At 59.1% G+C, this 25,951-nt stretch carries 18 protein-coding genes; 12 read left to right on the top strand and 6 right to left on the bottom strand.

Annotated elements, in window-relative coordinates; genetic code table 11:
* Position 1: 1 nt before the first annotated feature.
* The gene (locus RCJ00_RS07880) at positions 2–448 is read right to left on the bottom strand and encodes a MarR family winged helix-turn-helix transcriptional regulator (protein ID WP_316221253.1); all 447 of its coding nucleotides are present in this window, start codon (positions 446–448) and stop codon (positions 2–4) included.
* Positions 449–765: 317 nt separating this feature from the next.
* On the bottom strand, positions 766–4,035 hold the full coding sequence (locus RCJ00_RS07875; RefSeq protein WP_316221252.1) for a TonB-dependent receptor: 3,270 nt from the start codon (positions 4,033–4,035) through the stop codon (positions 766–768).
* Positions 4,036–4,724: 689 nt separating this feature from the next.
* Between RCJ00_RS07875 and RCJ00_RS07870 the strand changes: the two genes are divergently transcribed.
* The 8 genes from RCJ00_RS07870 to RCJ00_RS07835 all read left to right on the top strand — a co-directional run bounded on the left by RCJ00_RS07870 (position 4,725) and on the right by RCJ00_RS07835 (position 16,578).
* Positions 4,725–6,983 carry a TonB-dependent receptor domain-containing protein gene (locus RCJ00_RS07870; protein ID WP_316221251.1) on the top strand — a complete coding sequence of 753 codons (2,259 nt, stop codon included), beginning with the start codon at positions 4,725–4,727 and terminating at the stop codon, positions 6,981–6,983.
* 264 nt (positions 6,984–7,247) lie between these two features.
* Complete coding sequence (locus RCJ00_RS07865; protein WP_316221250.1) at positions 7,248–8,612, top strand: hypothetical protein; 1,365 nt, start codon at positions 7,248–7,250, stop codon at positions 8,610–8,612.
* 18 nt (positions 8,613–8,630) lie between these two features.
* Positions 8,631–9,713 (top strand): D-Ala-D-Ala carboxypeptidase family metallohydrolase, encoded by a 1,083-nt coding sequence (locus RCJ00_RS07860; protein WP_316221249.1) that lies wholly within the window; start codon positions 8,631–8,633, stop codon positions 9,711–9,713.
* Positions 9,714–9,787: 74 nt separating this feature from the next.
* Positions 9,788–10,186 carry a hypothetical protein gene (locus RCJ00_RS07855; RefSeq protein ID WP_316221248.1) on the top strand — a complete coding sequence of 133 codons (399 nt, stop codon included), beginning with the start codon at positions 9,788–9,790 and terminating at the stop codon, positions 10,184–10,186.
* 74 nt (positions 10,187–10,260) lie between these two features.
* On the top strand, positions 10,261–11,556 hold the full coding sequence (locus RCJ00_RS07850) for a TolC family protein (protein WP_316221247.1): 1,296 nt from the start codon (positions 10,261–10,263) through the stop codon (positions 11,554–11,556).
* 2 nt (positions 11,557–11,558) lie between these two features.
* Positions 11,559–12,701 carry an efflux RND transporter periplasmic adaptor subunit gene (locus RCJ00_RS07845; protein WP_316221246.1) on the top strand — a complete coding sequence of 381 codons (1,143 nt, stop codon included), beginning with the start codon at positions 11,559–11,561 and terminating at the stop codon, positions 12,699–12,701.
* Positions 12,701–15,886, top strand: coding sequence for an efflux RND transporter permease subunit (locus RCJ00_RS07840; RefSeq protein ID WP_316221245.1), 3,186 nt, complete (start codon positions 12,701–12,703; stop codon positions 15,884–15,886). The genes RCJ00_RS07845 and RCJ00_RS07840 overlap by 1 nt, the downstream gene beginning before the upstream one ends.
* Positions 15,887–16,053: 167 nt before the next feature.
* The gene (locus RCJ00_RS07835; protein ID WP_316221244.1) at positions 16,054–16,578 is read left to right on the top strand and encodes a chalcone isomerase family protein; all 525 of its coding nucleotides are present in this window, start codon (positions 16,054–16,056) and stop codon (positions 16,576–16,578) included.
* 7 nt (positions 16,579–16,585) lie between these two features.
* Here the strand turns inward: RCJ00_RS07835 and asnB are convergent, their stop codons facing one another.
* On the bottom strand, positions 16,586–18,358 hold the full coding sequence (gene asnB / locus RCJ00_RS07830) for an asparagine synthase (glutamine-hydrolyzing) (RefSeq protein WP_316221243.1): 1,773 nt from the start codon (positions 18,356–18,358) through the stop codon (positions 16,586–16,588).
* A gap of 181 nt (positions 18,359–18,539) precedes the next feature.
* Between asnB and RCJ00_RS07825 the strand changes: the two genes are divergently transcribed.
* Positions 18,540–19,301 (top strand): glycosyltransferase family 2 protein, encoded by a 762-nt coding sequence (locus tag RCJ00_RS07825; protein WP_316221242.1) that lies wholly within the window; start codon positions 18,540–18,542, stop codon positions 19,299–19,301.
* A gap of 4 nt (positions 19,302–19,305) precedes the next feature.
* Here the strand turns inward: RCJ00_RS07825 and RCJ00_RS07820 are convergent, their stop codons facing one another.
* Positions 19,306–20,307 (bottom strand): glycosyltransferase, encoded by a 1,002-nt coding sequence (locus RCJ00_RS07820; protein WP_316221890.1) that lies wholly within the window; start codon positions 20,305–20,307, stop codon positions 19,306–19,308.
* 219 nt (positions 20,308–20,526) lie between these two features.
* On the opposite strand from RCJ00_RS07820, the gene RCJ00_RS07815 reads away from it, so the two are divergent.
* The 3 genes from RCJ00_RS07815 to RCJ00_RS07805 all read left to right on the top strand — a co-directional run bounded on the left by RCJ00_RS07815 (position 20,527) and on the right by RCJ00_RS07805 (position 24,510).
* Entirely contained in the window at positions 20,527–21,051 is a 525-nt protein-coding gene (locus tag RCJ00_RS07815) for an RNA polymerase sigma factor (RefSeq protein WP_316221240.1), read from the top strand.
* Between the two features lie 113 nt (positions 21,052–21,164).
* A complete protein-coding gene (locus RCJ00_RS07810) occupies positions 21,165–22,175 on the top strand; it encodes a FecR family protein (protein WP_316221239.1) in 1,011 nt (336 codons plus the stop codon).
* Positions 22,096–24,510 (top strand): TonB-dependent receptor, encoded by a 2,415-nt coding sequence (locus tag RCJ00_RS07805; RefSeq protein WP_316221238.1) that lies wholly within the window; start codon positions 22,096–22,098, stop codon positions 24,508–24,510. The genes RCJ00_RS07810 and RCJ00_RS07805 overlap by 80 nt, the downstream gene beginning before the upstream one ends.
* Positions 24,511–24,512: 2 nt before the next feature.
* On the opposite strand, the gene RCJ00_RS07800 is transcribed toward RCJ00_RS07805, so the two are convergent.
* Together RCJ00_RS07800 and RCJ00_RS07795 are read right to left on the bottom strand one after the other, a co-directional pair.
* Entirely contained in the window at positions 24,513–24,836 is a 324-nt protein-coding gene (locus RCJ00_RS07800) for a DUF4031 domain-containing protein (protein ID WP_316221236.1), read from the bottom strand.
* A gap of 82 nt (positions 24,837–24,918) precedes the next feature.
* A complete protein-coding gene (locus RCJ00_RS07795) occupies positions 24,919–25,896 on the bottom strand; it encodes an alpha/beta hydrolase fold domain-containing protein (protein WP_316221235.1) in 978 nt (325 codons plus the stop codon).
* Between the last annotated feature and the right edge of the window lie 55 nt (positions 25,897–25,951).

Below are 25,951 nucleotides of genomic sequence, written 5' to 3'. Positions count from 1 at the left end.
CCTAACTCGTGCTTTCCATATTGTCCCGAAACCGGCCGAGCACGCGCACGGCGATGTCCAGGTCTTCTACACTGATGCCGTCGAGAAGGGCTGAGCGCACCCGTTCCGCGGCGGCTTCGGCACGCGCCGCCAGTTCGCGGCCCGCGGGGGTCAAATGCAGGGTCTTCGCACGTTTGTCTTCGGCACAGGCGTGGCGTTCGACCAGGCCGGCACGTTCAAGCTGGTCCAGCAGCGGAACCAGAGAGGGTGGCTCAATACCCAATGCCTCAACAAGCCCACCCTGGCGTACGCCGTCGCCCAGCCGGCCGAGCAGCATGACGGGCAGGCCGAGCGTATGCGACACGCCGAGACTGAGGAAGGCCCGGTCGATCTGTTTGCGATAGGCGCGTGTCAACGGCGGCAACAAGGCCGTAAGGGTGCGTTGATTTAGCGTGTGCGGCGACAGCATGGGGCAGGGTCCATTTAATTAGTTAGAAAACTAAATAAATGGACCGGCTATGTCAATGCCGACTGTCGTATATTTTGTGGCGGGCCGACGGATGCCGGCAGCTCTGCCGAAATGCTGTGTACGCCCAGGATACAAGCGGGCGCAGAAAAGACGCCGCGTTTCTCGGGCGCGGCGTCTTCACTCGATGTAGGGACAATCTCGGGAGAAGATTATTCTACGCTGAAATCTTGCTCCAGCTTTTGAATAATGTCAATTCAACATATTGATTTTATTTAATATTTCTGCAATCGACACACGCCCGCCCATCGTTTTTACCCCTAGTATTTCAAGCGGATACCAACTTGGTAGCGCCGGTCGTTTTTATACCAGGCATAGGGCAAATAGACGGGTGTCGCACCGGGGGTGCTTGGCGAATCACCGAAGACCTGCTGACGCAGGACGGTATCCGCGCCGGTCAGATTGCTGCCTGAGACGTTGATTTCGACATGATCGTTCACACGGTAGCGTAGGCTGCCGTCCAACTGCCCCATCGCCTTCTGCCAGATGGGTAAGCCGACACAGCAATCAATCGCCGTAACCAGATAGGTCGAGCGCCAGCCATAGGCGAGGCGAGCCGCCCATGGGCCCTTTTCATACATGCCGATCAGGGTATAGGAATCCTTGGATAGGCCTTCGAGCGCGTGGGGATTGATGGCGTCAGTCTGGCCATTGCCGGACGTGCCGGCGCTGCCGTCACCTGAGTTCGTCGTCAGGTTCGAGTTGCTGATCCCGCTATTGACGACATGGGTGTAGTTCGCCTGTACTCCAAGGCCGCTCCAGGCACCCGGCAAGAAGTCGAAGAAACGCTGATAGGCGACTTCGAAGCCCTTGATCGACGCGCCGTCGGCATTGATAGGACCGGTAACCTTCACCTGCTGGGTCACGCCGTTATTGGTGAAGGTGCGGTAGTAGGTGCCGCTCTGGATATAGTCATAGAATTTTTTGTAGAACAGATCGAAGGTGAAGGATCCGACCGAAGAGAAATAGTTTTCGATGGATATATCGAACTGATCAGCCGTCGTCGGCTTTAGATATGGATTGCCGGCCTGGGCCGTGTACTGGAAGTTATAGCCGTTGACCTTGCCCGATGAGTCGTACGTTACGTAATTCGAGGTATTGGACACATCGATCGACGGCGAAGAAATCGAGACATAGTTTTTGAGCAGCCCGATATCCGGCCGCGACATGGCGCGCGAGGCGGCGAACCGCAGGCTCCATTGGTCGTTCAGGCCAAATTTGACGTTGAAGCTGGGTAGCCAGTTGATATGTGCCTTATGCGTATCGCTGAGAGCCTGGGCGCCGTCACTGAAATTCGTGACGTCCGATCCGATCCAGCAACTGATATTGGTAACGGCCGGCGCGATAAGCGGCGCATTGCAGCTTTGGGTCAGGTAGGATTGATACCAGTTCGAGGTGGGGTAAGAAATCCCGCCCGAGGTTTCATCGACTGTCTGAACCCAGCGCAGGCCTGCGTTCCCTTTCACGGTGATGCCGTTGAATATGGTCTTGTCAGCGCCGCCGAATTTCAGCATGGCGTAGCCCGCCAGGGTCTTTTCGCTGATGCCCATAATTTCAGCCTGGCGGAAGCAGCCGTCCACCACGTCGCTGCGTTCGCAGACCGGTGTCCATGACCCGATGCCTGTGGTTGGCGCGCCCAAGGCAGCGGCCAGGGCATTCTGGTCTTCCAGGACGCTCATCTTCATGAAGACGAATTCATTTCGGTTGATGACGTTGGTGCTGCCGCCAAAGAAGCTGTTGCCAAGCGAATTCGTCTCATAGAGGCCGCTGGTATAGGCGCTGCTGTCGATATTGTAATAAGAGGCGTTATTGCTCCAGGTGTTGGCGATATTGGCCCAGTTATAGGCGGACCACCGCACGGTCTGCTCGCGGTCGGAATAACGCGCGCCTACCTTCAGGCTGTCCAGCCAGCCGCCGTCATCGAAACTGTATTCCGCATCGAAGCGTGTTGCCAGTTCGTGGCCGTCGCTATTTTCGATGTGGTCCATGACATCGTAGTAGGAGTAGTTGTTCGCATTGCTCAGGCCGCCGGCCGACTGATTGACGTTGGTCGGCGTCTCAAGGGTCATCACCGGATACTCGCCGCTTAGGTCAAGACCCATATTGGCGTAGGAAGCCAGGCTCACCGATATGTCGTAGTTCTTGACGTGCGACTTGACGTACTGGATATCGAAGTTGGTACGCAGGCGGTCGGTTACGTCCCATTTGAAGTTGAATGACAGGTCTTGCGTATATTCTTCATTTTTCGAATAGCGTGTCGTGGTGGTTAGTGCCGCCGCCTGCTGAGCGGGCGTACATCCGTTCCAGCCATAGCAGGCATTGACCATCGCTTCGCCGCTGGCGTTTGCGGCCACCAAGGCCGAAGCCGCATTATCACTGCCCCACCAGCCGATGGGCGACACCAGGGTGCCGCTGGCGAGCAGGCCGTTATTGCCGAACGACAATTCCGTGCCGTCGGCCGCTTCCACGGTCGTGCTGCTTGAATTGGGATCGTAGACCGACTTGCCGTACTCGCTGAAGGCAGACATGCTGACGGTTCGTTCGTGGAACTGGTTGTTATAGCGCGTGTCGTTGTATTGCAGGGTGGCCAGCATGGTATGGTCATGGTTTTGCCACTGCGCGGCCAAGGCCATGCCGCTCCGTTCCCGATCATAGGAGTTGCTGGAATCCGTTGCTGTGGAGGGGATGAAGGCCCAGCTGTCGGTTCCAAACTGTGAGCCGTTACATACGCTCGGGTTGGTCGCCGAGATGTTGTTGCAGAAGGTTCCCATCCGGCCGAGCTGGATGCCATTGGTTTCAGTAATGACATGCGAATAGGCGTAGTTGGCCATGACGCCGAACTCACCGATTGACGTGTCCCACCGGTTTGAATAGATGCCGGAAATGTCCGGCGTCGTCTTGTTGGCGACGTCGCCGTAGGAGACATCGGCCGACAGGGCGATGAGCTGCCCCTTGCTGTCGAACGGCAGGCGGGTCCGCAGATTGATTGAGCCGGCGATGCCGCCTTCGATCATGTCGGCGGTCTGATTCTTGTAGCTGTCCACGCCCGACATCAGTTCAGGCGATACGTCGCCCCATGACAGGCCACGCGATGAGTTGGCCGTAAATGTGTCGCGGCCGTTGAATTCCGAGCGGACCTGCTGGAGGCCGCGGACAAGGACTCCGGACGGTTCGGCGGAAAAGTGCGCGGTGTCACCCGTGGCGGCGAAACGGGACACCGTGATGCCCGCAACGCGTTGCAGCGCTTCGGCTACAGATTTGTCCGGGAAGGCGCCGATATCCGTGGCCGTGATGGAATCGACGATCGTATCGGCGTCGCGTTTGATCTGTTGGGCGGTTTTTAGCGACTTGCGCACGCCAACGACGACGACTTCCTTGGTGTCGGATGACGATGCATCGGGCTTCGCGCTATTGCTTGTGGTGTCTTGCGCCAGAACATGGCCGGCAATGCTGGATGTGAGGGTGGCCAGAACGATCAGGGAAGCGGCGGATTTCAGGTGTGAGGGGGCCTTGCGGCGCGGGGTACTCATCTTCTCTCCCAGTCTTGTTTATAGTCCGGTAACGGGCCGGGCTGTGTTTATAAGGTGCGATCTAATCTTATTCGCTGAAGCAACAGGGTACCTGGCGCCGGCGGGGAGGCCGGCGATTGTGACGGGATGCTCAGTTGCGGAATAATAATTATTTCAAATTGTCTTATAGCGCCGCGCCGGCGAGAGCGGCTAGATCAATTTGCATATTTCGAGGTAATGACAGTGACCTCGTGTGATTAATATCGCAAGTTATTTCAAGCACGTAACTAAAATTTCAGGGCGGATAACCAGCGACCCTTTTGCCATTTTTTGCACATATATAACGTCGTCTTCGAATGGGCCTTTGAGTAAACGGCGCAGATTGGTATATACCAAAATACCTGCTTGCGTGTGATGCCGCCACGAGTCGGCGGTTGACAGGCCGACAGTCGAAACGTTGGATGATCTGGTATCGGCAAAAGTGAGGGCGACTGCCGATCATGACCCGCGAGCAGCGAGCATTGCGCACGACTTTAAAGGGTAATATATCAGATCGCGCCTGCTTGGTTGCGAGCTTCGCCACCTCGTGGCGCTTCGGGAAATGCGGGTTCAAATTAAATATATTTAACCTAAAAGTACTTTACACAATAAAGTATGGTGGCATATCTGTATCGATGTGTTGCGGCGCAATAATTTGATGGGGGTATACCATGCGCACTACGAACAACCGGCTTATGACCGGCCTTTCTAGTCTGGTCCTGTTGGGCGCCGTCGCTGGTGCCGCTCACGGGCAGTCGGCTACGGCGCCAACCACTCAAGCGGAGACCAGTCAGGCGCCTGCACAGTCAAGTGATGCGAAGGACGGCCAAACAACAACGGTCACCGTCACCGGCCAGAAGCCGGTCAATCGCATCGACCGTCAAACCTACGACAACACGAAAAATATAGATGCCACGACAGGCAATGCTGCGGATGCCCTGAACAAGGTGCCGTCGGTCAACGTCGATCCCCAGGGCAATGTTACGTTGCGCGGCAATTCGAACGTGCAAATCTATGTCGATGGTAAGCCATCGACAATGATGAGCGCCGACAACCGCGCGGCCGCCCTTCAGGCCATGTCGTCTGGCGATATTTCGTCGGTGGAGGTTATGACCAACCCTGGAGCTCAGTACAGCTCGGAAGGCAGCGGCGGTATCATAAATCTTGTCATGAACAAGAACCGGAAACCCGGAGGGTACGGGTCGATCACCGCGTCGGTTGGAACGGACGGTCGGTACAACACGAACCTATCGGGCTCCTATCATAAGGACAAGCTGACCTTAAACGGCGGCTTCAGCTATCGTAACGACATCCGGGGCGGCAGCGTCGGCACGCGCCTGCAACGTCTGGACAGTAATGGTAACGTCACAAGCACCACAGATACGGACGGTATCGGCATTGGCACGGTTCGCAATCTATCCAGCAATGTCTCGGTTGATTACAATGCGACCACGAGTGATAGCCTGAGTGCAAGCCTCGCCTATTCCAACCGCCAGTTCAACATCCGCGGCGACTCTAACAATGCGGCTTACAACGCCGCCAATGCGCCAACGGCATTGTATGGCCGTCACACCTATGTTCAGCAGCCGAATGAAAACACCTCAGGCGCGTTCACCTGGAGCCATACGGGCGATACAACCGGTGAAACTCTGAAGGTCGACTATCGCATCAGCCGCTCTACCGGCACGGGCGCGACTGAAAATACGACCACCTATAGCTTTCCCGCAGCGCTGACGCTCACCGACGTCCAGCGTAAAAGCACCGATTTGCACAATCAGGTCCTAAGTGTCGACTATAACCGCCAATTGGGCAGCGACCAGTTATCAACCGGCCTGCAAATCACCCGTGATGATAGTCAGACGATAAACAACTCTATCGTCAATGGCGTCGTCAACCCGCAACTGACGTCCAATTTTGCCTATGTCCAAACCATCAGCGCGGCCTATGCCACGCTCCAGCACCAGATTGGCGAAAAGTGGACTGTTTTAGGCGGGTTGCGAGCCGAATACCTCAACCTTAGCACGGACTTGATCAGCTCGGGGACCGTTGGTCAGCTTGATTATACCAAGCTGTCGCCCAGCTTCTTTGCAACCTACGCCATAGATGCAAAGTCCAAACTGCGTTTCAGCTATTCGCATCGGCTGCAGCGGCCTCAGCCGAGCGACCTGAATCCGTTCGTGACATATCAGGATGCTCAGAATGTGATTGCGGGTAATCCGAACCTGAAGCCGCAGGAAACCGACAAGATGGACCTAGGATATGAGGTCACCGCCGGGTACATCAGCTATGTTCTGCGTGGATATTACCAACAAGATGCCCACACCATTACAAGCTATAGCACCTTCTTGCCCGTCAGCACGCCCGGTGGTCAGGCCGTTATTCTGACGACCAAACGTAATTTCGGCAGCGGCAAGGCGGGGGGACTGGAGTTCAATTATCAGGGACCGCTGAGTAAAAAGCTGATCCTGAGCGCCAATGGCAATTTGGCCTATAAAGAGCTGGACACTTCGACCCTTGGCGGCACGCAATCGGCAACCACCTTAAGCGGTCGCGTCATGTTGATGTACAAGGCGACACCGAAGGACGGGATGCAGTTCACTTATTTTACGTCGGGTAAGCAACTGACGGGGCAGGGCTATGTGACGCCTTTCTCTATGGGCAACTTCTCTTGGAAGCACAATTTCACGCCAAAGCTCGCCTCAGTCTTCGTGCTGAACGATCCGTTCCGGTCGAGCAAGGTCAAGATGGTGACGGATACGGACCTGGTTCATTCGGTGTCGACACGGGGTCAGCAAGGCCAGGTTATCTATCTGGGTCTGACATATAATTTTGGTGGTGCGCCCAGCGCCCAACAGGGGCAGTCGCGCATGCCTGGCCAGGGGGCACCCGGCGGACCCGGTGGCCCTAGCGGGCGACCCAGCGGCTACTAGTCGCCTGTCTTTTTGCGACGACGGGCCCCGTTTAGTTGGGGCTGGTCGAGGTCGCCATTGTGCGGTGGACGCGAGGCAATATTCTTTTTGACCCTCGTACGTTTCCTCGGAACTCGGTGTGTGCAAAGGGACCTGTGGCAAAAATACGTACCGACGTTATTCCCGCCACGGGCTAGATGGATTTGGCGTTGCGCTTTGGTTAATATTTGTTAACTCTAAGCGGTCGAACGCCAAACCGGTCGTTCGCTTCTACGGGGGTAGATCTTGGGCTCGCTGTTACCTGACTCAGTCGATGTGGCGGCGGGGATTGTCTTCGTATATCTGCTGATGAGTCTGCTCACGACAGTTGTGCGCGAGGCCATCGAAGGCTTTTGTAAAAGTCGCGCCACGAACCTGGAAAAGGGTTTGATCGAACTTCTGTGTGATCATCCGCCAGAACACCCCGCCAATACCGGTGCCAAGGGCTCGTCGAAGGCCTCCGCCTACGACATGCTGAAGACATTTTACGATCATCCCTTGACCATGACGCTCTACCGCGGCCGCTATCAGACGCCAGATAAGCGGGGATTCCTGGGCGCTGGCAACCTTCCGTCCTATATCCCAAGCAGTCACTTCGCCTTCGTCGTGCTCGATATGCTGGCTGAACGCGGTGGCCAGGCGGAAGACGGACGCCTGGATTCCAATGCCATTTTGGCGGCGACCAAGGGCTTGCCCAATACCCGTCTGGCCAAGATGGTTTCCTTCGCCATCAATAACTCCGGCGGCGACCTCGACAAAGCGCGGTCGTTCATGGAAAATTGGTATAATGCCACGATGGATCGAGTGTCCGGCTGGTACCGTCGCGAAACCCAGACCATCATTTTCTGGTTGTCCTTGGTTATCTGCGTCATCTTGAACGTCAATACCGTCGTCATCGCGCAAAGCCTGTACCTCAGCCCGTCCTTGCGCAAGGCCGTCGAGGCGTCGTCGCAGGAATATTACAGCCAGCACGTCAACGCCGATCCGTCGAACTTAATGCCGGCGAACGGCACCAATCCGCTGGCGGCGCTAGACCTACCTCTCGGATGGAATGACACCACCCTTAATACGATGAACCACCTCTTCCAGTTTTGCGGGGAAAAGAACACCAAGAAGTGTCCGCCTGTTACCCCCGTCGGGACGCCTATGCCGGATTGGTCTCACGCCCGCCCGGACCAATGGATGGCATATCTGGGTCAAAGCGTAAAAAACATCTCTGAGCATGCCACCCATCTTTACCAGGGTAATCCGTCGCTGGGAGACCACACCCTGTTTAACATACTGCCGCTCATCTCGCTGATTATGGGCTGGTTGATGACGGCATTCGCCGTCACGCTGGGCGCCCCCTTCTGGTTCGATGTTCTGTCCAAACTGATGACCGTGCGATCCACGCTCAAGCCCAAGGATGGTGGCGGCGGTGTCAGCGGTTTCGACGGTCTGAGCGCGATCACCGCGGCCTTCTCCGCCCCTCAGGTGACGGAGACGACAGCGCAGCTGACCTATCAACCCAGCCTGGTGGCCTCTTCGGCTCCGGCTGCCACGCCTCATGATGATGCCGACATGGCCTTTCTGGCCGGTTTGGACCCGACCATGCGTCCGCGCGACAACTGACGACGGACGGGGGCGGTCGTGGCAATCATTACTCCAGAGCGACTGAAGACCTTGGCGCCCACCATCCGGGACGACCGCGCCACCGCCTATGCGCCCGCGCTCGAAGCCGCCTTGCCTTTGGGTGATATTACGACCCGGCTGCGGCTGGTTCATTTTATGGCGCAGATGGGGCATGAAAGCGGTGGGTTCAGGGCGCTGGTTGAAAACCTGAACTACAGCGCCCAAGGCCTGCTGACGGTCTTCCGCAGCCGTGTCCAGACGCTGGATAAGGCCAAGGAACTGGTGGCTGCGGGTAAGGAAGCGATCGCCAATTTCGTCTATGGCTACCGGCCGAGCCTTGGGAACGTCAATCCGGGCGACGGTTATAAATATATTGGCCGTGGCTTTATGATGATTACCGGGCGAGCCAACTACGAACGATATGCCGCCATGATTGGCCAGCCCCTGATAGAACAACCCGAATTGCTGGAAAACCCGGTCTACGCCGCCCAGGCCGCGGCGGCCTTCTGGAGGGTCAACAACATCAACGCCAAGGCTGATCTCGACGACATCGAAGGGGTGACGCGACTGGTCAATGGCGGCACCATAGGATTGGCGGACCGTCAAGCGTGGCTTGATCGCGCCAAGACGACCTTCCCGCCGTTGCCGCCAGCGCCCGCAGCCACATCCACGGATGGCTTCAGCCAGTACTTCACGTTGGACGAACTAACCCATACCGACAACCGGACCATCGACAATACACCGCCATCCGAGGTTGTTGCCGTGCTCAAACAGACGGCCGCTCAGATGGATCGCGTGCGTATATGGCTGGGCAAGCCGATACGGGTGAACAGCGGTTATCGGTCACCGGCGCTGAACAAGGCGATCGGCGGGGCACCAAATAGTGCGCACTGCCTGGGTTATGCGGTGGATTTTGTTTCGCCCGCCTTCGGTACACCGCGCGACATCTGCAAGAAAATCATCGCCAGCGATATCCGGTACGATCAGCTGATATATGAAGGGACCTGGGTCCACATCTCGTTTGACCCGCGCCTGCGTATGCAGACCCTAACGGCGGCGTTCACGTCGACCGGCACGGTCTATTCAGACGGCATAACCTGAAGCGGCATTGATGGGTTGGGGCCAGGCGCAAGTCGGTGTTTGTTTTTGTCGAACGAAACCGATATAAGGCGCCTATGACTCTGATGGCGATGCTTTTCGAACGGCTGGCGGCGGGGGGGCGTATATTGCTCTGTACGCTTCTTGTCGTCGGCGTATTGAGCAGCCAGTCGGCCGGGTTCTGCACGCACGAGCTCCAAAGCCAGGACGGCGGGGCCTATAGTCATGATGACACCGCGCGCGTCGACAATGACCGTGACGGCGGCAGTCTTCTCGATATTTATCACGTCCTGCACAATTGTGCCTGTCATGCGCATAGTTCCGCGACGGCATCACCGGACGGCGTCCCGGCCGCGACGCCCCTCTTGACGCTAACGGCCACGCGCTTTGCCCTAACCGACGCCCGTCGCCGCGACGACCCCGGCGCATCGCCCGACCAGCCCCCCAAACCGTTCATAGACATCCGTACCGTTTAACGGCCCGGCGTCCGTGATGCATGAGCACATGGCTTGTCCGGCCATGTCTATCCTCATGTCATCATGGATGGCTCATGCCCCATTTACATATACGATCTTCCGCGTCCGCAATATCGGCGCTCATAGCGGCGCTGTGCCTTGGCGCCGTGCCCGCATCCGCTCAGCTCGTCTCAACCGAGCACGAAAACCTGGCCCCGCCTTTCGCCACCGTGTTGGTCCGGGCGCAAACCCAGGCCCCGCGATTGGCCGAAGCCCGCGCCCGCGTTGATCAGGCGCGCGGCCTCGCGACGCAATCGCGCGCCTGGTCCAATCCCACCGTCTCCCTCGAAAGCGAGAATTTCGGTGGCCGCGCGCCGTTCAACGGCTTTGGCGCGGCGGAAACAACGCTTAGCGTCGAACAACCGCTTGAACTGGGCGGTAAGCGTCAGGCACGCATCGCGGCCGGCGACGCCGCCCTGCAATCCAGCACGGTGCGTGCGACACAAACCCGTGGCGACTTCACCTTCGATCTTGCCCGTGCCTATGTCGATGCCGAAGTGGCTGACCGCAGGTTGCGGCTGGCCGAGGAAGCCTTGAGCCTGGCTCTGGACGATGAACGTGTTGCCAAGGCGTTGGTTGACGCCGGCAAGGAGGCCGACCTGCGCCGCCTTCAGGCGCAAAGCGGCGTGCAGGCCGCCCGCGCCGGGCTTGATGAGGCGCGCGCCGCCCGCATCACCGCCTTGACCACTCTCAGCGCCCTTGTCGGGGAGGAAACGCCCTATACGGCCATGCCCGCCGACCTGCTGCCGCATGCGGACCTGGGCGAAGCGGTCATCGCGCCGGATCCCCTGCAAAGCCCGGCCTATCTGAGTGCCGAGGCGGAGCGGGAAACGCTGGCAAAGCGGGTGCGTGTTGAACGCACCCGTGCCGCGCCAGATGTCGCGCTGTCCCTGGGCGTACGCCGGTTGAACGGCGACGATCGCACGGCCTTCGTGGGTGGCGTGTCGCTGTCCTTGCCTTTATTCGACAAAAATCGCGGCAACATTTCTGCCGCCGAGGCCGATTTGACGGCCTCACAGGCGCGTTTGACGGCCGCGCGTCGCGATGCGGAGGCGCAGTCCATGGCCGCCGTATATCAGGCGCGGGCGGCATCAAGTCGCCTGCTGGCGGCGCGTGACACCGAACGAACGGCCGAGGAGACCTACAGACTGACCCGGTTGGGCTACGAAGGCGGAAAACTGCCCTTGTCCGAAGTGGTCAGTGCCCGTCGCGACCTCATCGAAGCCCGGCGTCAGAGCCTGGATGCCCGTATTGACCGCCTGATGGCCGAAGCGCTCATCGCCCGCCTCACCGGTGCGGTGCCTTTCACTCACAAGGCCCACGGAGAATAATCATGAACCGCACTATACTCTATATCTCCGCCGCTGTTTTGATAGCTGGCGGCCTGGGTTATGGCGTCGCCAAATGGACAGCGCCCAAATCGACCGTGTCACCGGTGGCCCAGCCGGACGACGATCACGCTCCCGAAACAATAGCCCTGAGCGATGCCGATGCCCAAAAGACAGGTATCGATCTGGAAACCGTTCAGTCCGGCGGCCTGGCCGGTGAAATCCTGGCCCAAGGCACCATAACCGCCGGTCCGGAAGGGCAGGCCGTGCTCACGGCGCGTGCCGACGGTACGGTGACGCGTCTCTACAAGCGTTTGGGGGATCCGGTTAAAGCTGGAGAAACCGTAGCCTTGGTCGAGAGCCGGGAAGCGGCGCAGATTCTGGCCGACCGTCAGTCGGCCGAGGCGCGCGCTGATCTGGCGCGAAAGACCGTTCAACGCGAACGCCGTCTGTTCGACCAGGGCATTTCTCCCCGCGTCGATTATGAACGGGCTGAAACCGAAGCGGCCGCAGCGGAAGCCGAAGCCCGGCGATCGCGCACGGTTGCCTCCAACACCCAGGTCAGCGGTGACGGGCGCAGCGTTATCGTCACTAGCCCCATTACGGGTCGCATCAGCGCCGCAACGGCGAGTCTGGGGGCCTTCGTCACACCGGAAAGCGAAGTATTCCGCGTGACCAATTCAGATCGTCTCCAAGCCGAGGTAGCGGTCGGTGCCGTCGATAGCGGCCGCGTGAAGGCCGGAGATCGCGCCACCATACTGGCGAGTGACGGTCGCACGATTGAGGGGCGTGTCCGCTCGATTACGCCGGCCCTGGACGGGGAAACCCGGTCGGCGACGGCAATACTGGACCTCGCGGGCGGCGGCTTGCAACCCGGGCAATCCGTCCGGGTCAGACTGTTCCCCGAAGTCACATCGTCATCCACCGCCATCGTCGTGGCGGATCAGGCGGTGCAGACTTTGGCGGGCAAGGCGGTCGTGTTTGTCAAAACGCCGTCGGGCTTTACGCCCGCAGTTGTCACCTTGGGACAACGCAGCGCCGGACGGGTTGAAATCGTCTCGGGGCTCAAGGTTGGTGACATCGTGGCCGTTCACAATGCCTTCCTTCTCAAGGCCGAAATGGCCAAGAGCGAACACGGAGAGCATTGATGATCGCCCATCTTATCACGCAATCGATCCGGCTGCGCTGGATCGTCGTTACACTGGTTGTGCTCATCTCGGCCGTTGGCTTGTGGCAATTTACGCGGCTGCCCATCGACGCTGTGCCGGACATCACCAATAATCAGGTGCAAATCAATACGGTCGATCCGGGCCTGTCGCCGCTGGAAATGGAAAAGCGCGTCACCTTCCCACTCGAAACGGCTCTGTCGGGAATACCCGGGCTGGAGACGACGCGGTCACTGTCACGTAATGGCTTTTCACAAGTCACCGCGATCTTTTCCGAAAAGACGGACCTCTATTTCGCACGCCAGCAAGTCAATGAACGCATCGCCCAGACCCGCGATGCCTTGCCGGAAGGCGTACAGCCGCAGATCGGCCCCGTCACCACAGGACTGGGTGAGGTCTACATGTACGCGGTCGATTATGGCCCCAAACGGCCGGTCGCGGCGGGCCAGCCCGGCTGGCAATCCGATGGCAGCTACCGGACGCCAGATGGTGACTGGCTCGATACCGACGTCGCCCGCGCCGCTTATCTGCGCACGGTGCAGGACTGGATGATCAAACCACAACTGCTGCCGGTCAAAGGTGTCGCCGGTGTCGATTCCATCGGTGGCTACCAGAAACAGTATGTCGTCGAGCCCGATCCGGCGCGCATGGCCGCTTATGGTGTATCTTACGCCGAATTGGCGCAGGCACTGGAAAAAGCCAATCTGTCGGCCGGCGCCAACTACCTCAACCGGGGCGGCGAAGCCTTTCTGATACGCGCGGATGCACGCATACGCGGTATCGGAGAGATTGGCGAAACCGTGGTTACCACACGGGGCGGGATTGGCGTTTCGGTCCGTGACCTGGCGCAGGTCCGTGTCGGTGGCGACCTGCGCACCGGCGCTGCCAGCCTAAACGGTCATGAGGTCGTTATCGGTACGGCCCTCATGCTCATAGGCGAAAACAGCCGCACGGTCGCCAAAGCCACCGGCACGCGGCTGGAAGCGATACGCAAATCTCTGCCGCCTGGTATTGTCGTGACCCCGTTGCTGGATCGCTCGCAACTGGTCAATGCCACGGTTGCGACCGTTGAACGCAATCTCGCCGAGGGTGCACTTTTGGTTGCCGCGACGCTGTTTCTGCTTTTGGGTAATGTCCGCGCGGCGATCATTGCCGTCCTGGTCATTCCCGTCTCGTTTCTCATGATGGCGATCGGCATGAATGGCCTAAAGGTGCCAGGAAATCTGATGAGCCTGGGCGCGCTCGACTTCGGCCTTGTTGTCGATGGCAGCGTCATCATCATAGAGAACAGTCTGCGGCGGCTGGGCCATCGTCAACAAGCCGAGGGGCGGCTTCTGACCCTGTCGGAACGTCTGGCCGAAACGGGGCTGGCGGCACGGGAAATGATCAAGCCAACCGTATTCGGTCAGGCGATCATCTTCCTGGTCTTCGTGCCCTTGTTCACCTTCAGCGGCGTCGAAGGCAAGACATTCGCACCGATGGCAACGACCCTTATGCTGGCGCTGGCGGCAGCCTTCGTGCTGTCCTTGACCTTCGTACCCGCCATGGTCGCGCTCCTGGTCCGGGGAAAGGTGGTGGAAAAGGAGGTCTGGCTCATCGCCCGAATTCGCACCGCCTATGAACCGGTGCTCCACCGTCTGGTGGCGCGGCCGTGGCCGTTCATCGCCGCCGGTGTGGGTATTGTCGCCCTGTCCGGACTGGTATTCAGCTTGCTCGGGCAGGAGTTCATCCCGCAGCTTGACGAAAAAAACCTAGCCATGGCCTCATCACGTGTCCCGTCGGTATCGCTTGAACAGTCCTTGATCATGCAGAGAGGCGTCGAAAAGGCGGTGTCCGCCTTGCCGGAAGTCGCCTTTATGTACTCCAAGACAGGTACGGCCGAGGTGGCGACCGACCCGATGCCGCCCAGCATTTCGGATGGCTTTATCATCTTGAAGGACACGTCAGACTGGCCGAAAGGGGTTACGAAGAAAGCCGATGTTGTCCGGCGTGTAGAAGCCGTGTCCGCAAAGGAACTGGGCCAGGCCTACGAACTCAGCCAGCCGATCGAGCTGAGGTTCAACGAACTGATCGCCGGCGTGCGCGGCGATGTCGCGATCAAGCTTTATGGCGACGATCTCGATACGCTCGGTGCGACGGCGGCGCGAATGGTCAGCGTTTTACAGGCCATCCCCGGGGCGGCCGATGTCAAGGCCGAACAGACCGATGGCTCGCCCACGCTCGATATCCAGTTCGATCGCCTGGCTATCGCGCGTTACGGCCTGACCGTCGAAGAGGTGGCCGATACTGTCGCCGTCGCCATGGGCGGGCGGGAAGCCGGTCTGGTGTTCGATGGCGACCGGCGTTTCCCGATCATGGTTCGTACCGCGGCCGGCGCACGTGAAGACCTGGATGCCCTTGGCGCCTTGCCCGTCATGCTGCCCGAAGAGAGCGGACATACTCGCCGGTCAGTCCCCCTGTCGCAGGTCGCCTCTTTCCGGTTCGGTGAGGGGCTGAACCAAATCAGCCGGGAAAACGGCAGCCGTCGCGTGGTCATCCAGGCCAATGTGCGCGGCCGCGACGTCGGTTCCTTCGTTCGCGAGGCCTTGCCGAAAATAGACGACGTACCCTTGCCGGCCGGTGCGCACCTTCAGTGGGGCGGCCAGTTTCAGAACCTGAAGGCGGCGTCTGACCGGCTGGCGATCGTCGTTCCTATTTGCTTCGCCGCCATTTTTGCCCTGCTTTATCTGGCGCTCGGCGGCTTTCGCCGGGCACTGGCGGTTTTCGCCGCTATTCCGCTGGGTGTCGCAGGGGGCGTCTTCACGCTATGGATGACCGGCATCGCCTTTTCGGTGTCCGCGGCCGTCGGCTTCATTTGCCTGTCCGGTGTTGCCGTTCTGAACGGTCTGGTCCTGATGACAAGCATCCGCGAGCGCCTGGATGCTGGCATGGCCGTGTCGAAGGCGATTGTCGAGGGAACCCTGATGCGGATTCGCCCGGTCATCATGACCGGACTGGTCCCGGCCATCGGCTTCATTCCCATGGCCCTGGCGCACGGAACGGGGGCGGAGGTCCAAAAGCCGCTTGCTGTCGTGGTCATAGGCGGGTTGGTCGGGGCGACTTGCCTGACCCTTCTGGTCCTGCCTGCGATCATGCAGGTCATCCTTAGGGCAGTAAGAGCAAAGTGATCCGTCGTCGAACCTGAAAAAGGGGGGCGCTGGCTATGGTTAATTCCTCCTAGCCGGCGCCCCAGATCATGCGACAATGACCGGCGTGCGGTGTCTTAGATGAGACTCCCGCAGACAGCCAAGCGGGACAGCCCTCTTCACAAGCTCGCGATCCGGGGAGACTGATCATGCTGCGCCGACATATTTTGCTGTCCAGCCTTGCCATAGCCTTGAGTCCCTGTGTCGCCAAGGCTGAGCCGCAGGATTTGCCGCGACTGGTGCCCAATGTTGGCAAGGTGGGGACCGGCCGGTTGTCCGTGCTTATGGTGCCGGTTCTGGACCTAACTCTTTACGGGCCGGGCGGCACCTGGTCGGATGAGCGGCCGTTTGCCCTGCATATAGAACACCTGCGCCATCTCGACAGCCAGGGGACATCGCGGCGCATAATTAGCGAAATACGCGCTCTGGGCTTTCACGACGAGGCGCGGCTCGCCGCTTGGCAACACGAGTTGATGGCGATCTTACCGGACATCAAGACGGGCGATACCAGTACCTTAGTCCGCACATCGACCGGGGCTACGGCGTTTTACCACCGCAACCGGTTCATCGGCCAGATTGCCGAACCGGCCTTCAGCGCCAACTTCTTCGCCATCTGCCTGAGCCCGAAAACCACTCAGCCCGCCTTGCGTCGCAGCCTGCTAGGTGAGGCATAACCGGAGATCAGGCGGCTCGGCGGCCGAGGTCCAGTACGTCATCCACCTGACCTTCGGCGTCGAGCCCTAAGACGTGGCGCGTATGCCAAAGCGCATAGAACAGGAGGCTCCAGGCGGCCTGTGGGTGCCGCGCCGGGTCCTCATACACGCGCTCTATCGTAGGCTGCAGCGAGAGTTCACGCATGGCCGGATGCGCCAGCAGAAGCGGCTTTATGCGAAGTTTGTAAGGTTCGATCCATTGCCCGATCGGTGGCACGAAACCCTGCTTTTTCGACCAGGCGTCGACGCCCGGCGTGTTACGCGATACCCAGTCGCGCAAAAGCCATTTGCCTAACCCGTTTCGGACCTTAAAGGCCTCTGGAAGGTCATAGGCGAACGGCGACAGGACGGGGTCCAGGAAGGGCGTGCGCCCTTCAACGCCATGCGCCATCAGGCAGCGATCCAATTTTAGCAGGAGATTATTCGGCAGCCATTCGGCGCAATCTATCGCCTGGAGCGTCTGCATGGCAGAAATCTGCGCGACGGATTCCAGTTGCTCCGTCCGCGCCAGTCCATCTCGCCATGCCTGCAAAGCCGTGGGGGGAAGCAGCGAAGAGAAGACACCCCGTGTACGGGTCTTCTGACGCCAGAGACCGAAGAACCAGGCGGCGCGCCGATATCGTTTGTAGCCACCGAACAACTCGTCTGCGCCTTCACCGCTCATTACCACCTTGAGGCCACGGGCTTTGGCGGCTTCGGCCAGCATGAATAATGGCAGGGCTGAGCAGTCAGCCGACGGATCGTCCAGCGCGGCGGCCAGCTTCGGGGCGCAGCGGAAAAAGTCTGGCGCGGTGATATCTACAAGCTGATGATCGGCGTGCGCTGCACGGGCGACGGCTCTTGCCTTGTCGCTTTCATCCTTGGCTGCGCCCGGAAAGGCCGCTGTGAGCGCGACAACCGGCTGTGTCGAACGCTCGGCCATGAGGGTTAGCAGGGCAGATGAATCGATGCCGCCAGACAGGAACAGGCCGGTCGGCGCGTCTGAGCGCAAATGGGCTTCGACACTATCGCGTAAACGCCTGGCCAGCTCACGCGAAGCGGCTTCGTAGTTCGCGACGGGGGCGCGCACGCGCAGGGTATCATGGGGTCGTTGACGCGCGCTTTCGACAATCTCAGCGTTTTTGACCACCAGGGTTTGCCCGGGCAGTATGCGCTTGATGTCGCTGAAAATGGTATCTGCGCCAGTCGTGAATTGCAATTGGAGCATTTCTGCGCGCACGCGTGGCGTTACTGTATTGTTAGCAAGTCCCGCGGCGATAAGCGCCTGTGCTTCGGAGGCAAAGGCGAAATAGGCCGGGGTGATGATATAATAGAGTTGTTTGATACCGTACGGATCGCGGCTCAGAATCAGGCACTCGCCCGACGCATCGTAGATCGCCAGCCCGTACATGCCACGCAAATGGTGTGTGAACCTAAGTCCGTGGCGGCCATACATATGTAGTGGGGTTTCGCAGTCGGAATCGGACTGAAAATCGATGTGTGTCAGGGTGTTACGCAGGTCTAGGTCATTATAGATCTCGCCATTGCCGACGAGAAGGCTGCCGTCCAGAGCTCGAAAGGGCTGCTGCCCGCCTTCGATGTCCACTATGGCCAGGCGGGTATTGACAAGGCCGACGGACCGCCTGATCTCGATGCCCGTTTCATCGGGTCCGCGATGGTTCAGTGCACGGGCCAGTTTTGCAAGCACCGCCGGGTCGACGGCTTGATTGTCACGCATCATGATGCCTGCTATGCCGCACATAGATCTTCCCGCTTTCCGCAAAATCCCAAATGCGAGACACCACGCGCGGGGCGAAGTCGTACCTCTCCAACCAAAAAAGTGCGCATTTGTGAAAAAAAAGCTCGGGTGGCTGTGCGATCATGATGCGTTGGAGGTGTCATGGCTAAATACTGGCAATTCGCCATATGCGACTGACATACCCATGACGGAACGTACAAATTTAAGTATTTGCATTATTTGCAAGAATGAGGTGGACCGTATCGTTGCCTGCCTGGATGCCGTCTCAGGACTGTCTGACGACGTGGTCGTGGTGGACAGTGGCTCGACGGACGGCACGGTGCAGAAGGCTGAGGCCTGGGGGGCGCGCGTTTTTTTCAATCCGTGGTCCGGATACGGCCCGCAAAAGCGCTTTAGCGAGGACCAGGCGCGTTATGACTGGATTTTGAATCTCGATGCTGATGAAGTTCTCACTCCAGGCCTGCGCGATGAAATCAGGGCGCTGATGCAGTCGGATCCCTCGCTTCCGGCCTACCGCGTCAGGATAATGACCATCTACCCAGGCAAGGAGTGGCCGCGATTGTGGGCGGACTTTAACAACTATGTTCGCCTGTATGACCGGCGCCGCGTCAGGTTTGCAGAGAGTCCCGTCCATGACACGGTAGATACCGGTCCCTATCCGGTGGGGCAGCTCACAGGCCAGGTCCTTCATTTTTCGGCCCGGTCCTATGAACATATCCGGCAAAAACTGGCTGCCTATACGGATCTGCAATCGCGCACGCTTCGCAAGCGGCGATGGGTCATAGCTGTCCGGCTGCCATTCGAATACATATTTGTCTTCGTACGCTACTATCTGGCGCGGAGACATTTTACAGGTGGCTGGGATGGTATCGTCAGTTCTCATCTTGCTGCCGAGTCGCGATTTAGTCGCCTGATCAAGATGTGGCGCGTTGCGGGCGCGACCTAGCTGTCTAGATGATCGTCTGCAAGGCTTGCACCAAGCGGGCGCGACCCGCAGCGAAACCATAGGTATCGATAGCATGCTCCTGCGCCACGTCCGCCGTTCGTTGCAAGGCGCCGGGTTCGTCGAGAGCCTGTCGCAAGGCTTCGGCGAGGGCTGCAGGGTTTTGTGGCTCGAACAGGCGACCAAATCGGCCCTGGGCCAAAATCTGACGCGGTCCTTCCAAATCGGCAGTCAGTACGGGCACCCCTGCTGCCATGGCCTCTATAACCACCAGTCCGAACGGTTCGTAGCGGGACGGCACGACGAACAGATCAAGCTCCTTCAGGAAACGGGCGGCCGGTGCCTGCCAACCACAAAATGTCACTTGGGAATGCAGGTTGAGTTGGCGGACCTGATTGGCAAGGGAAACCGCTTCGGGGCCATCCCCCGCGATACGCAGGTGAAACGCTACGCCTGCATCACGCAACTGGCTGGCGGCCTCCAGCAGAATGTCGAATCCTTTCTGGTCATGCAGGCGACCCAGTGCGCCTATGACCGGAATAGTGCCGCGCGACGTCTTGACGGGGTAAACCTCAAGCGGCGCAAAATTGCCGATCTCGAGCGCGAGCGTTTCGGGATAGGCGCTCCGGACGTGCGACAACACGCTCTCGCTAACACACAGGGCCGCACGCACGTGCGTCAGATGCGGCTTTGAAAAGGCGTTGTGCATCACTTGAACCGTTTTGTCGCGCAGGCCCATGTAAGGCAACGTGCACAGTCGTGCGGCCCTGTTGCCGTGGGCGAGAATAAGGTCTGGACGAAAACGGCGGCAATACATCTGCAACTGGATGGCGGCGATGGGATCGAAATCAATTCGTGCTGCCAGGGGTGCAAAGCCCTTGGCGGGCACCTCACGCGCCAGGACGCCGCGCGGATGGCCGAGACTTAAGACCTCGACGCCTTCGGCCGAGAGAGCCTCGTGATAGTAGGCAGCCATTGATTCGACGCCACCCCTGGCCTTGGCCAGCATTATGTTCAAAACGCGCATTGAATGGGGTGGCATATCACTTGTCGGGTTAAACAGTTCGTGGCGCGTACACGACGCTCAACATAATGACACCGCCAGCGATATAAACTCGCAAGCCCTTTATTCATAGTCATTCCAGTGGATAGACACTGCCTCAATTTGAACTTTTTTTGGCGGCACGGATGTCACCCCAATCACACCTATCCCAGCTTGTCCCCGACCGTGCCAGACGCCTTGCTGCAAGCCTATCTGGAAAAGCGCGCGATGCTCGTACGCTATTTTACAGCGCGTGCGCGCGACGCCGCGACGGCGGAAGACGTCGTGCAGGAAATCTATCTCAAGATTGCGGCTTTGGGAGCCCACTATAGCGTTGAAAATCCGACCGCCTTCCTGTTTACGACCGGCAGCCATATCTGGCTGAATCGAATGCGGGGGCAAGGGCGCCAACGAAGCCGCGATGGTCAATGGCTGTCAGCCAACCACATGGACCTGGCCGGCGAGATGATTGCCGACGTCCCCTCCGCTGAAAACGAAGTCATGGCGCGTGAGCAGTTGGCGCTCATCACGGCGGCCCTGCAAGAGCTTCCGGAAAAGACGCAGGAAATTTTCCGGCTTGGCAAGTTTGAGGGGATGACCCAGGCCCAGGTGGCCGCGCATCTTCATATCTCCAAGAGCTCCGTTGAAAAGCATCAATACACCGCACTGCGGCATCTGTCAGATCGACTGAAAGGGGCGGGGGGGCCGTGAAGCCAGACACCCAAACACAAAGAAAACAAGATTTGCGACTCTGACACCCGGGTGGTGTCACCCTATCAAAAGGACAAATGCACGAGATGCCGACTGGAAATCAGGATATAGCGATGATCGCGCAGCAAGCCAGAGACTGGCTTGTGCGCGTCCACGCGCCTGATGTTACCGATGCGGACATTGAGGGACTGACGGACTGGCTAAACCAGTCAGAACAGCATCTTTCGGCATTCGACGAGGCGGAACGGTCGTGGTTCGAACAGTTCACTCACGAAGCTGCGCCTTATGACCTGCCTGTGGCCGAGAGGACCTCGCCTCAGCCAGCGACGGAAAATCCGCAGGTTGAACAGGTCGTCATCCCGTTTTATGCGCGCAAATCGCGTCGCCCTGCCGGGTCTGTATGGACCTGGGGTGTCGCTACGGGCATCGCCGCGGGTCTGGCGGCGGCAATTGTTTCGGCGGTTGTCATGGTCCAAGCCGCCAAGCCGGTCATCTACGAAACACGTAAGGCCGAAACGAAAGAGGTTGTCCTCGAAGACGGGACCCGGCTGCATTTGAACACCGATACGCACCTGTCCGTCCGCCTGACCCGAAACGCTCGCCAGATTCAGCTCGACAAGGGTGAACTGGCGGTGACAGTCGTCCATGACGCGTCAAGGCCTTTTTCCATCCAGATGGGTGACCAGACGGTCAGCGATGTCGGAACCGAATTCAATGTCGCACGGCTGGATGGGGTTATCCGGATCAATGTGCGGGAAGGCGAGGTAGCGGTTGCCCCCACTGGCCGTCCCGCTGACGTGAGGGCCGTGCTCAAATCGGGCGACGAAGCCGTGCAGGTCGAGGGCAGTCCGCAGGTCAGGGTTGTCAAGGCCGACCCTTCCGTAGCGTTCGCCTGGCAGCAAGGCCGCGTCATTTACCAGGACCAAACCTTGGCGTTTGTCATAAAGGACCTCAACCGTTATATGAGGACACCCCTTGTGACGGATGCCGCGACAGGGCAACTGAGGGTGACGGCGGTCATTGTTGTTGATTCGGAGGCTTCGGTTGTTAAACGGCTGGAAGAATTTCTTCCCGTGCAAGCCACCACGACGGCTACGGCTGTCTATCTGCACCGCCGTCCTTAGTCTTGCTGCAGGCGCGGCCACAGCGGCGGAAAGCCACTATGCGGTCGATATACCGGCCCAGCCGATGGGCAACGCGCTTATACAGTTCGCGGTGATCACCAATATATCGCTTGGCGGTGTAAATCCCAAGTCTTGCGGCGTTCGGGCGCGAGCGCTTCACGGTGTTTATACGGTCGATGCCGGACTGAAGGCGCTTCTCAAGGCGAGTGCATGCGAAGCCGTACGCGTCGATACGGCGAGTTACCGTCTTCAGGTCCGCCGTATCTCGCCGCGCGGCTTCTCTTGGCCCGTTGCCGATGCCTCGGCGCCCATGGAGGTCGTTGTTACGGCGAACCGGCGCCCCCAGTTACTTGGCCGGGCGCCAACATCCGTCAGCGTAATTTCGGCGGCCAGGCTGGGGGCGAGCGATGGCAGTCTAATGGACGTGGCGGCTGGTGTACCCGGCATGATGATGACCAATCTTGGGCCGGGACGGGACAAGATTTTGCTACGCGGTGTATCGGACGGTGTATTTACCGGCCGTACGCAGTCAACGGTCGGTCTATATCTGGACGATGCGCCGATCACCTATAATGCCCCCGACCCCGATTTGCTTCTCGTGGATATGGCGCGTGTGGAGGTGCTCAAAGGGCCGCAAGGGGCGCTGTACGGCGAAGGGTCGATTTCAGGCGTCGTGCATCTGATCACCAACCCGCCCGACCTGTCGCACACCCAGGGCAATGTAACAGGCGGACTTGGCCTCACCGAGGGCGGGGAGTCGTCTTCGCGTGTCTCGGCAGTGGTAAACCTGCCGTTGTTAGCCGAGCGGGTCGGTGTGCGCCTCGTCGCCTATCGCGACAAGAGTGGCGGTTACCTCCATTACGCCAACGACCCGGAATACAAGGGCAATGGCACAGTGCGCGACGGCGTGCGGGCTGCCGTGTCCTGGAAAATCAATGATAATTGGACCCTGACAGGCAGTCTGGCGCAACAGGATATCGAGACCAAGGACAGCCAGTACATATATGGCGGGCGAAAGGACTACATTCGCGCGCCCGGCATAGCTGAGCCCCACGACAATGATTTCAGCGAAACCGCTGCACGTCTCACCGGGGAAACCGCGGTCGGCGCTGTGAAGCTAACGCTCAATCACCTGCATCATGATATCTCGAGCCGGTACGACGCCGATCCGTTGAGCGCCGTGGTTGCAGCACCCAATTCCGGACAGCTTGTCTACGACGAGATTCAAAATGTTGAATTGACCACGATAGAAGGCCTTGTGACCTCGCCCACCGAGCGGCCTCTGCGCTGGCTTGCAGGTGTTTTTGCCTCTGATGGTACCGAAAAATTCAATCCTCGCCTAATTGATTACAAGACGGATGGGGCAATCTTTCGGGAAACCCGCAAGGATCACATCACCAACCTGGCTGCATTTGGCGAACTGTCTTTTGACCTGTCGGCGAAATGGATGTTGACCGCCGGTCTGCGACTGGCTCAGAGTGAGCATAGGGTTGCCAGTGACAGCCGTGAAACGGGTAATCCGCAAGATAGCCTCTCGTCATTCAGCGGCCGAAAACACGACATGCACGTATCGCACAAGTTGGTCTTGACCTATGTGCCGGACTCGAGATTGCTGTTTTATCTCCAGGCCTCGAACGGATACCGCAGCGGTGGATTCAACACGACGGCGCTCTCCGAAGGGCCGGCGCCTGTCGCGCGCTACGACGGGGACCGTCTGGACAGCTATGAACTCGGCGCCAAACTGACCTTGCCGGACCACAGGCTCAGGCTGACCGTCGACGGGTATGCCATTAGGTGGAATAAGCTTCAAAGCGATCAGTTGCAGGCCACAGGTCTGCCGGTAACGGTCAATATCGGTGACGGCCTTGTCCATGGTCTGGAGTTTGAAGCGGACTGGCGCCCGTTTGACATCCTCGACCTGCATGCCGCGGCCTTGTTCGCCGCGCCGGAACTCAAACACGCAAATCCGTTATACAGCATAGATGACGATCGAGGCATGCCGTACATTCCCCGGCAAATCTACAGTGTATCGGCGAATTGGCACGCACAGCTCTGTGCCCATCCGCTTGATATCATGACGACTTTTGCCTACCGGGGAGAATCGCATTTGAATTTTGGATCTTTGCAGACCGTCAGGATGGGCGGCTATGGCCAAATGGATGTCGACGCAGCCTATCACGTGGGAGCAATGACGTATGGGCTGCGCGTCACCAACCTGACGGCGGCGCGCGGTAACAGCTTTGCGTACGGGAATCCCTTCAAGATTGCAGCGGGTAATCAGGTGACCCCGCTGCGGCCGCGCACCGCGTGGTTGACCGTCAGCCGGGATTTTTAGAGCTATAAGGCGCGACTGTGTCTGCGCCAGGCGCGGTACCAGTCGAGCGCCTCCTCGGGATGACCGCAACGGCCTTCGATACGATGGCGTCGTCGCATCATGCCGCATTGACGGTAGGTGATTGCAATGGCGCCAGCCTCAATAGCCAGGTCGCGCTTGTGAAGGGGAATGTCGTAGTGATCGCCCTGATGCCATTCCCGCTTCATGCCTATTGCTTGCGCCAAGGCATGGAGTTCGCCTTCCGTGTCGGCGATAAGGTGAGACATCTGCATGCCGCGGAAATGGCCGATGGCGTGCCGATACATGTCATCGATGAATACGGCCATTTCGTGTATCTCCCATCCGCCGCAGTTCTTGGATCTGGATGGAAGATGGGGCAGGGCGGGTGGAAAGCAAGAGGGCGGGACCCTATCGCGCCGACAGCCGGTCGCGCATCCAGCTTGCCGCATCGTTGAACGCCGTTTCAGCAATCCGGGAGATAGATACGGCTTCGAGGAAGCTGTGCGAAGCCCCGGCGTAGACGATGGCGCGTGTCTCGACGCCAGCAGCGTGCAGGCGCGCGTCCAGAGCCATACTTTGTCCGGTCAAAACATCGCATTGGGGCACGCACAGGAAAACAGGCGGCAGATCGTGTAGATCGGCCAGTAGGGGCACCGCCCGGGGGTCGGACTGGTCTTCGGGCCGGGCCAGATACTGCGACCAGAAATAGGCCATTTCGTCCGCTGTCAGCATGTAGTCAGGACCACCGTAACGGCGAACATCGTCCGCCGACAGATCGATTCCAAAGGCGCCGTAATTCAGGATCAGGCCACTCAGCACGCTCCCTTGGCCGGCATCGCGCAAGGCAATCGCGGTACTGAGCGATAGGTTCGCCCCGGCGGAATCGCCCCCGATCGCCAATCGTTCGGAATTAATGTTCAAGTCGGCGGCGTGAGTCCGCAGGTGTTGAACGACCGCCATGATTTGTTCCAGGGCAACCGGAAAGCGGGCTTCCGGAGACAGGGCATAGTCGACGCCTACGACGCAGACGCCGGCGCGGCTTGCATATTCCCGCATGATACGGTCGTGGGTATCCAGGCTGAACATGACCCAGCCGCCGCCATGGATATAGATCAAGGCGGGTTTGGCGCCGGCGCCGTCCGGATCATATACCCGGATACGGACACCGCCATGCGGCGTCGATACCGTGTGTTCGGTTACGGCATGCATGACCGGCCCGCCGGTGATCCAGGGTGCCCGCACTTTTTCGGCGATCTGGCGCGCGTTTATCGTGGTGCGCTCAAGCCCGCTGCCGTGCGTGAGATAGGCTTCGCCGGTGATGCGGATAAAGTCGCGCACACCTGGATCGAGCTCTGCGCCGGCGGGTATCGAAGAGGAGTTAAGCACAGATGGCTATCCTGTCACACGATCTGGAGCGTCCTGGCGAAAAGCGGAGCGCTTC

The sequence above is a fragment of the Asticcacaulis aquihabitans genome (assembly GCF_032490435.1).
Classification (GTDB): domain Bacteria; phylum Pseudomonadota; class Alphaproteobacteria; order Caulobacterales; family Caulobacteraceae; genus Asticcacaulis.
Note: the sequence above shows the minus strand (reverse complement) of the source record. Positions and strands in the feature narration are given on the sequence as shown.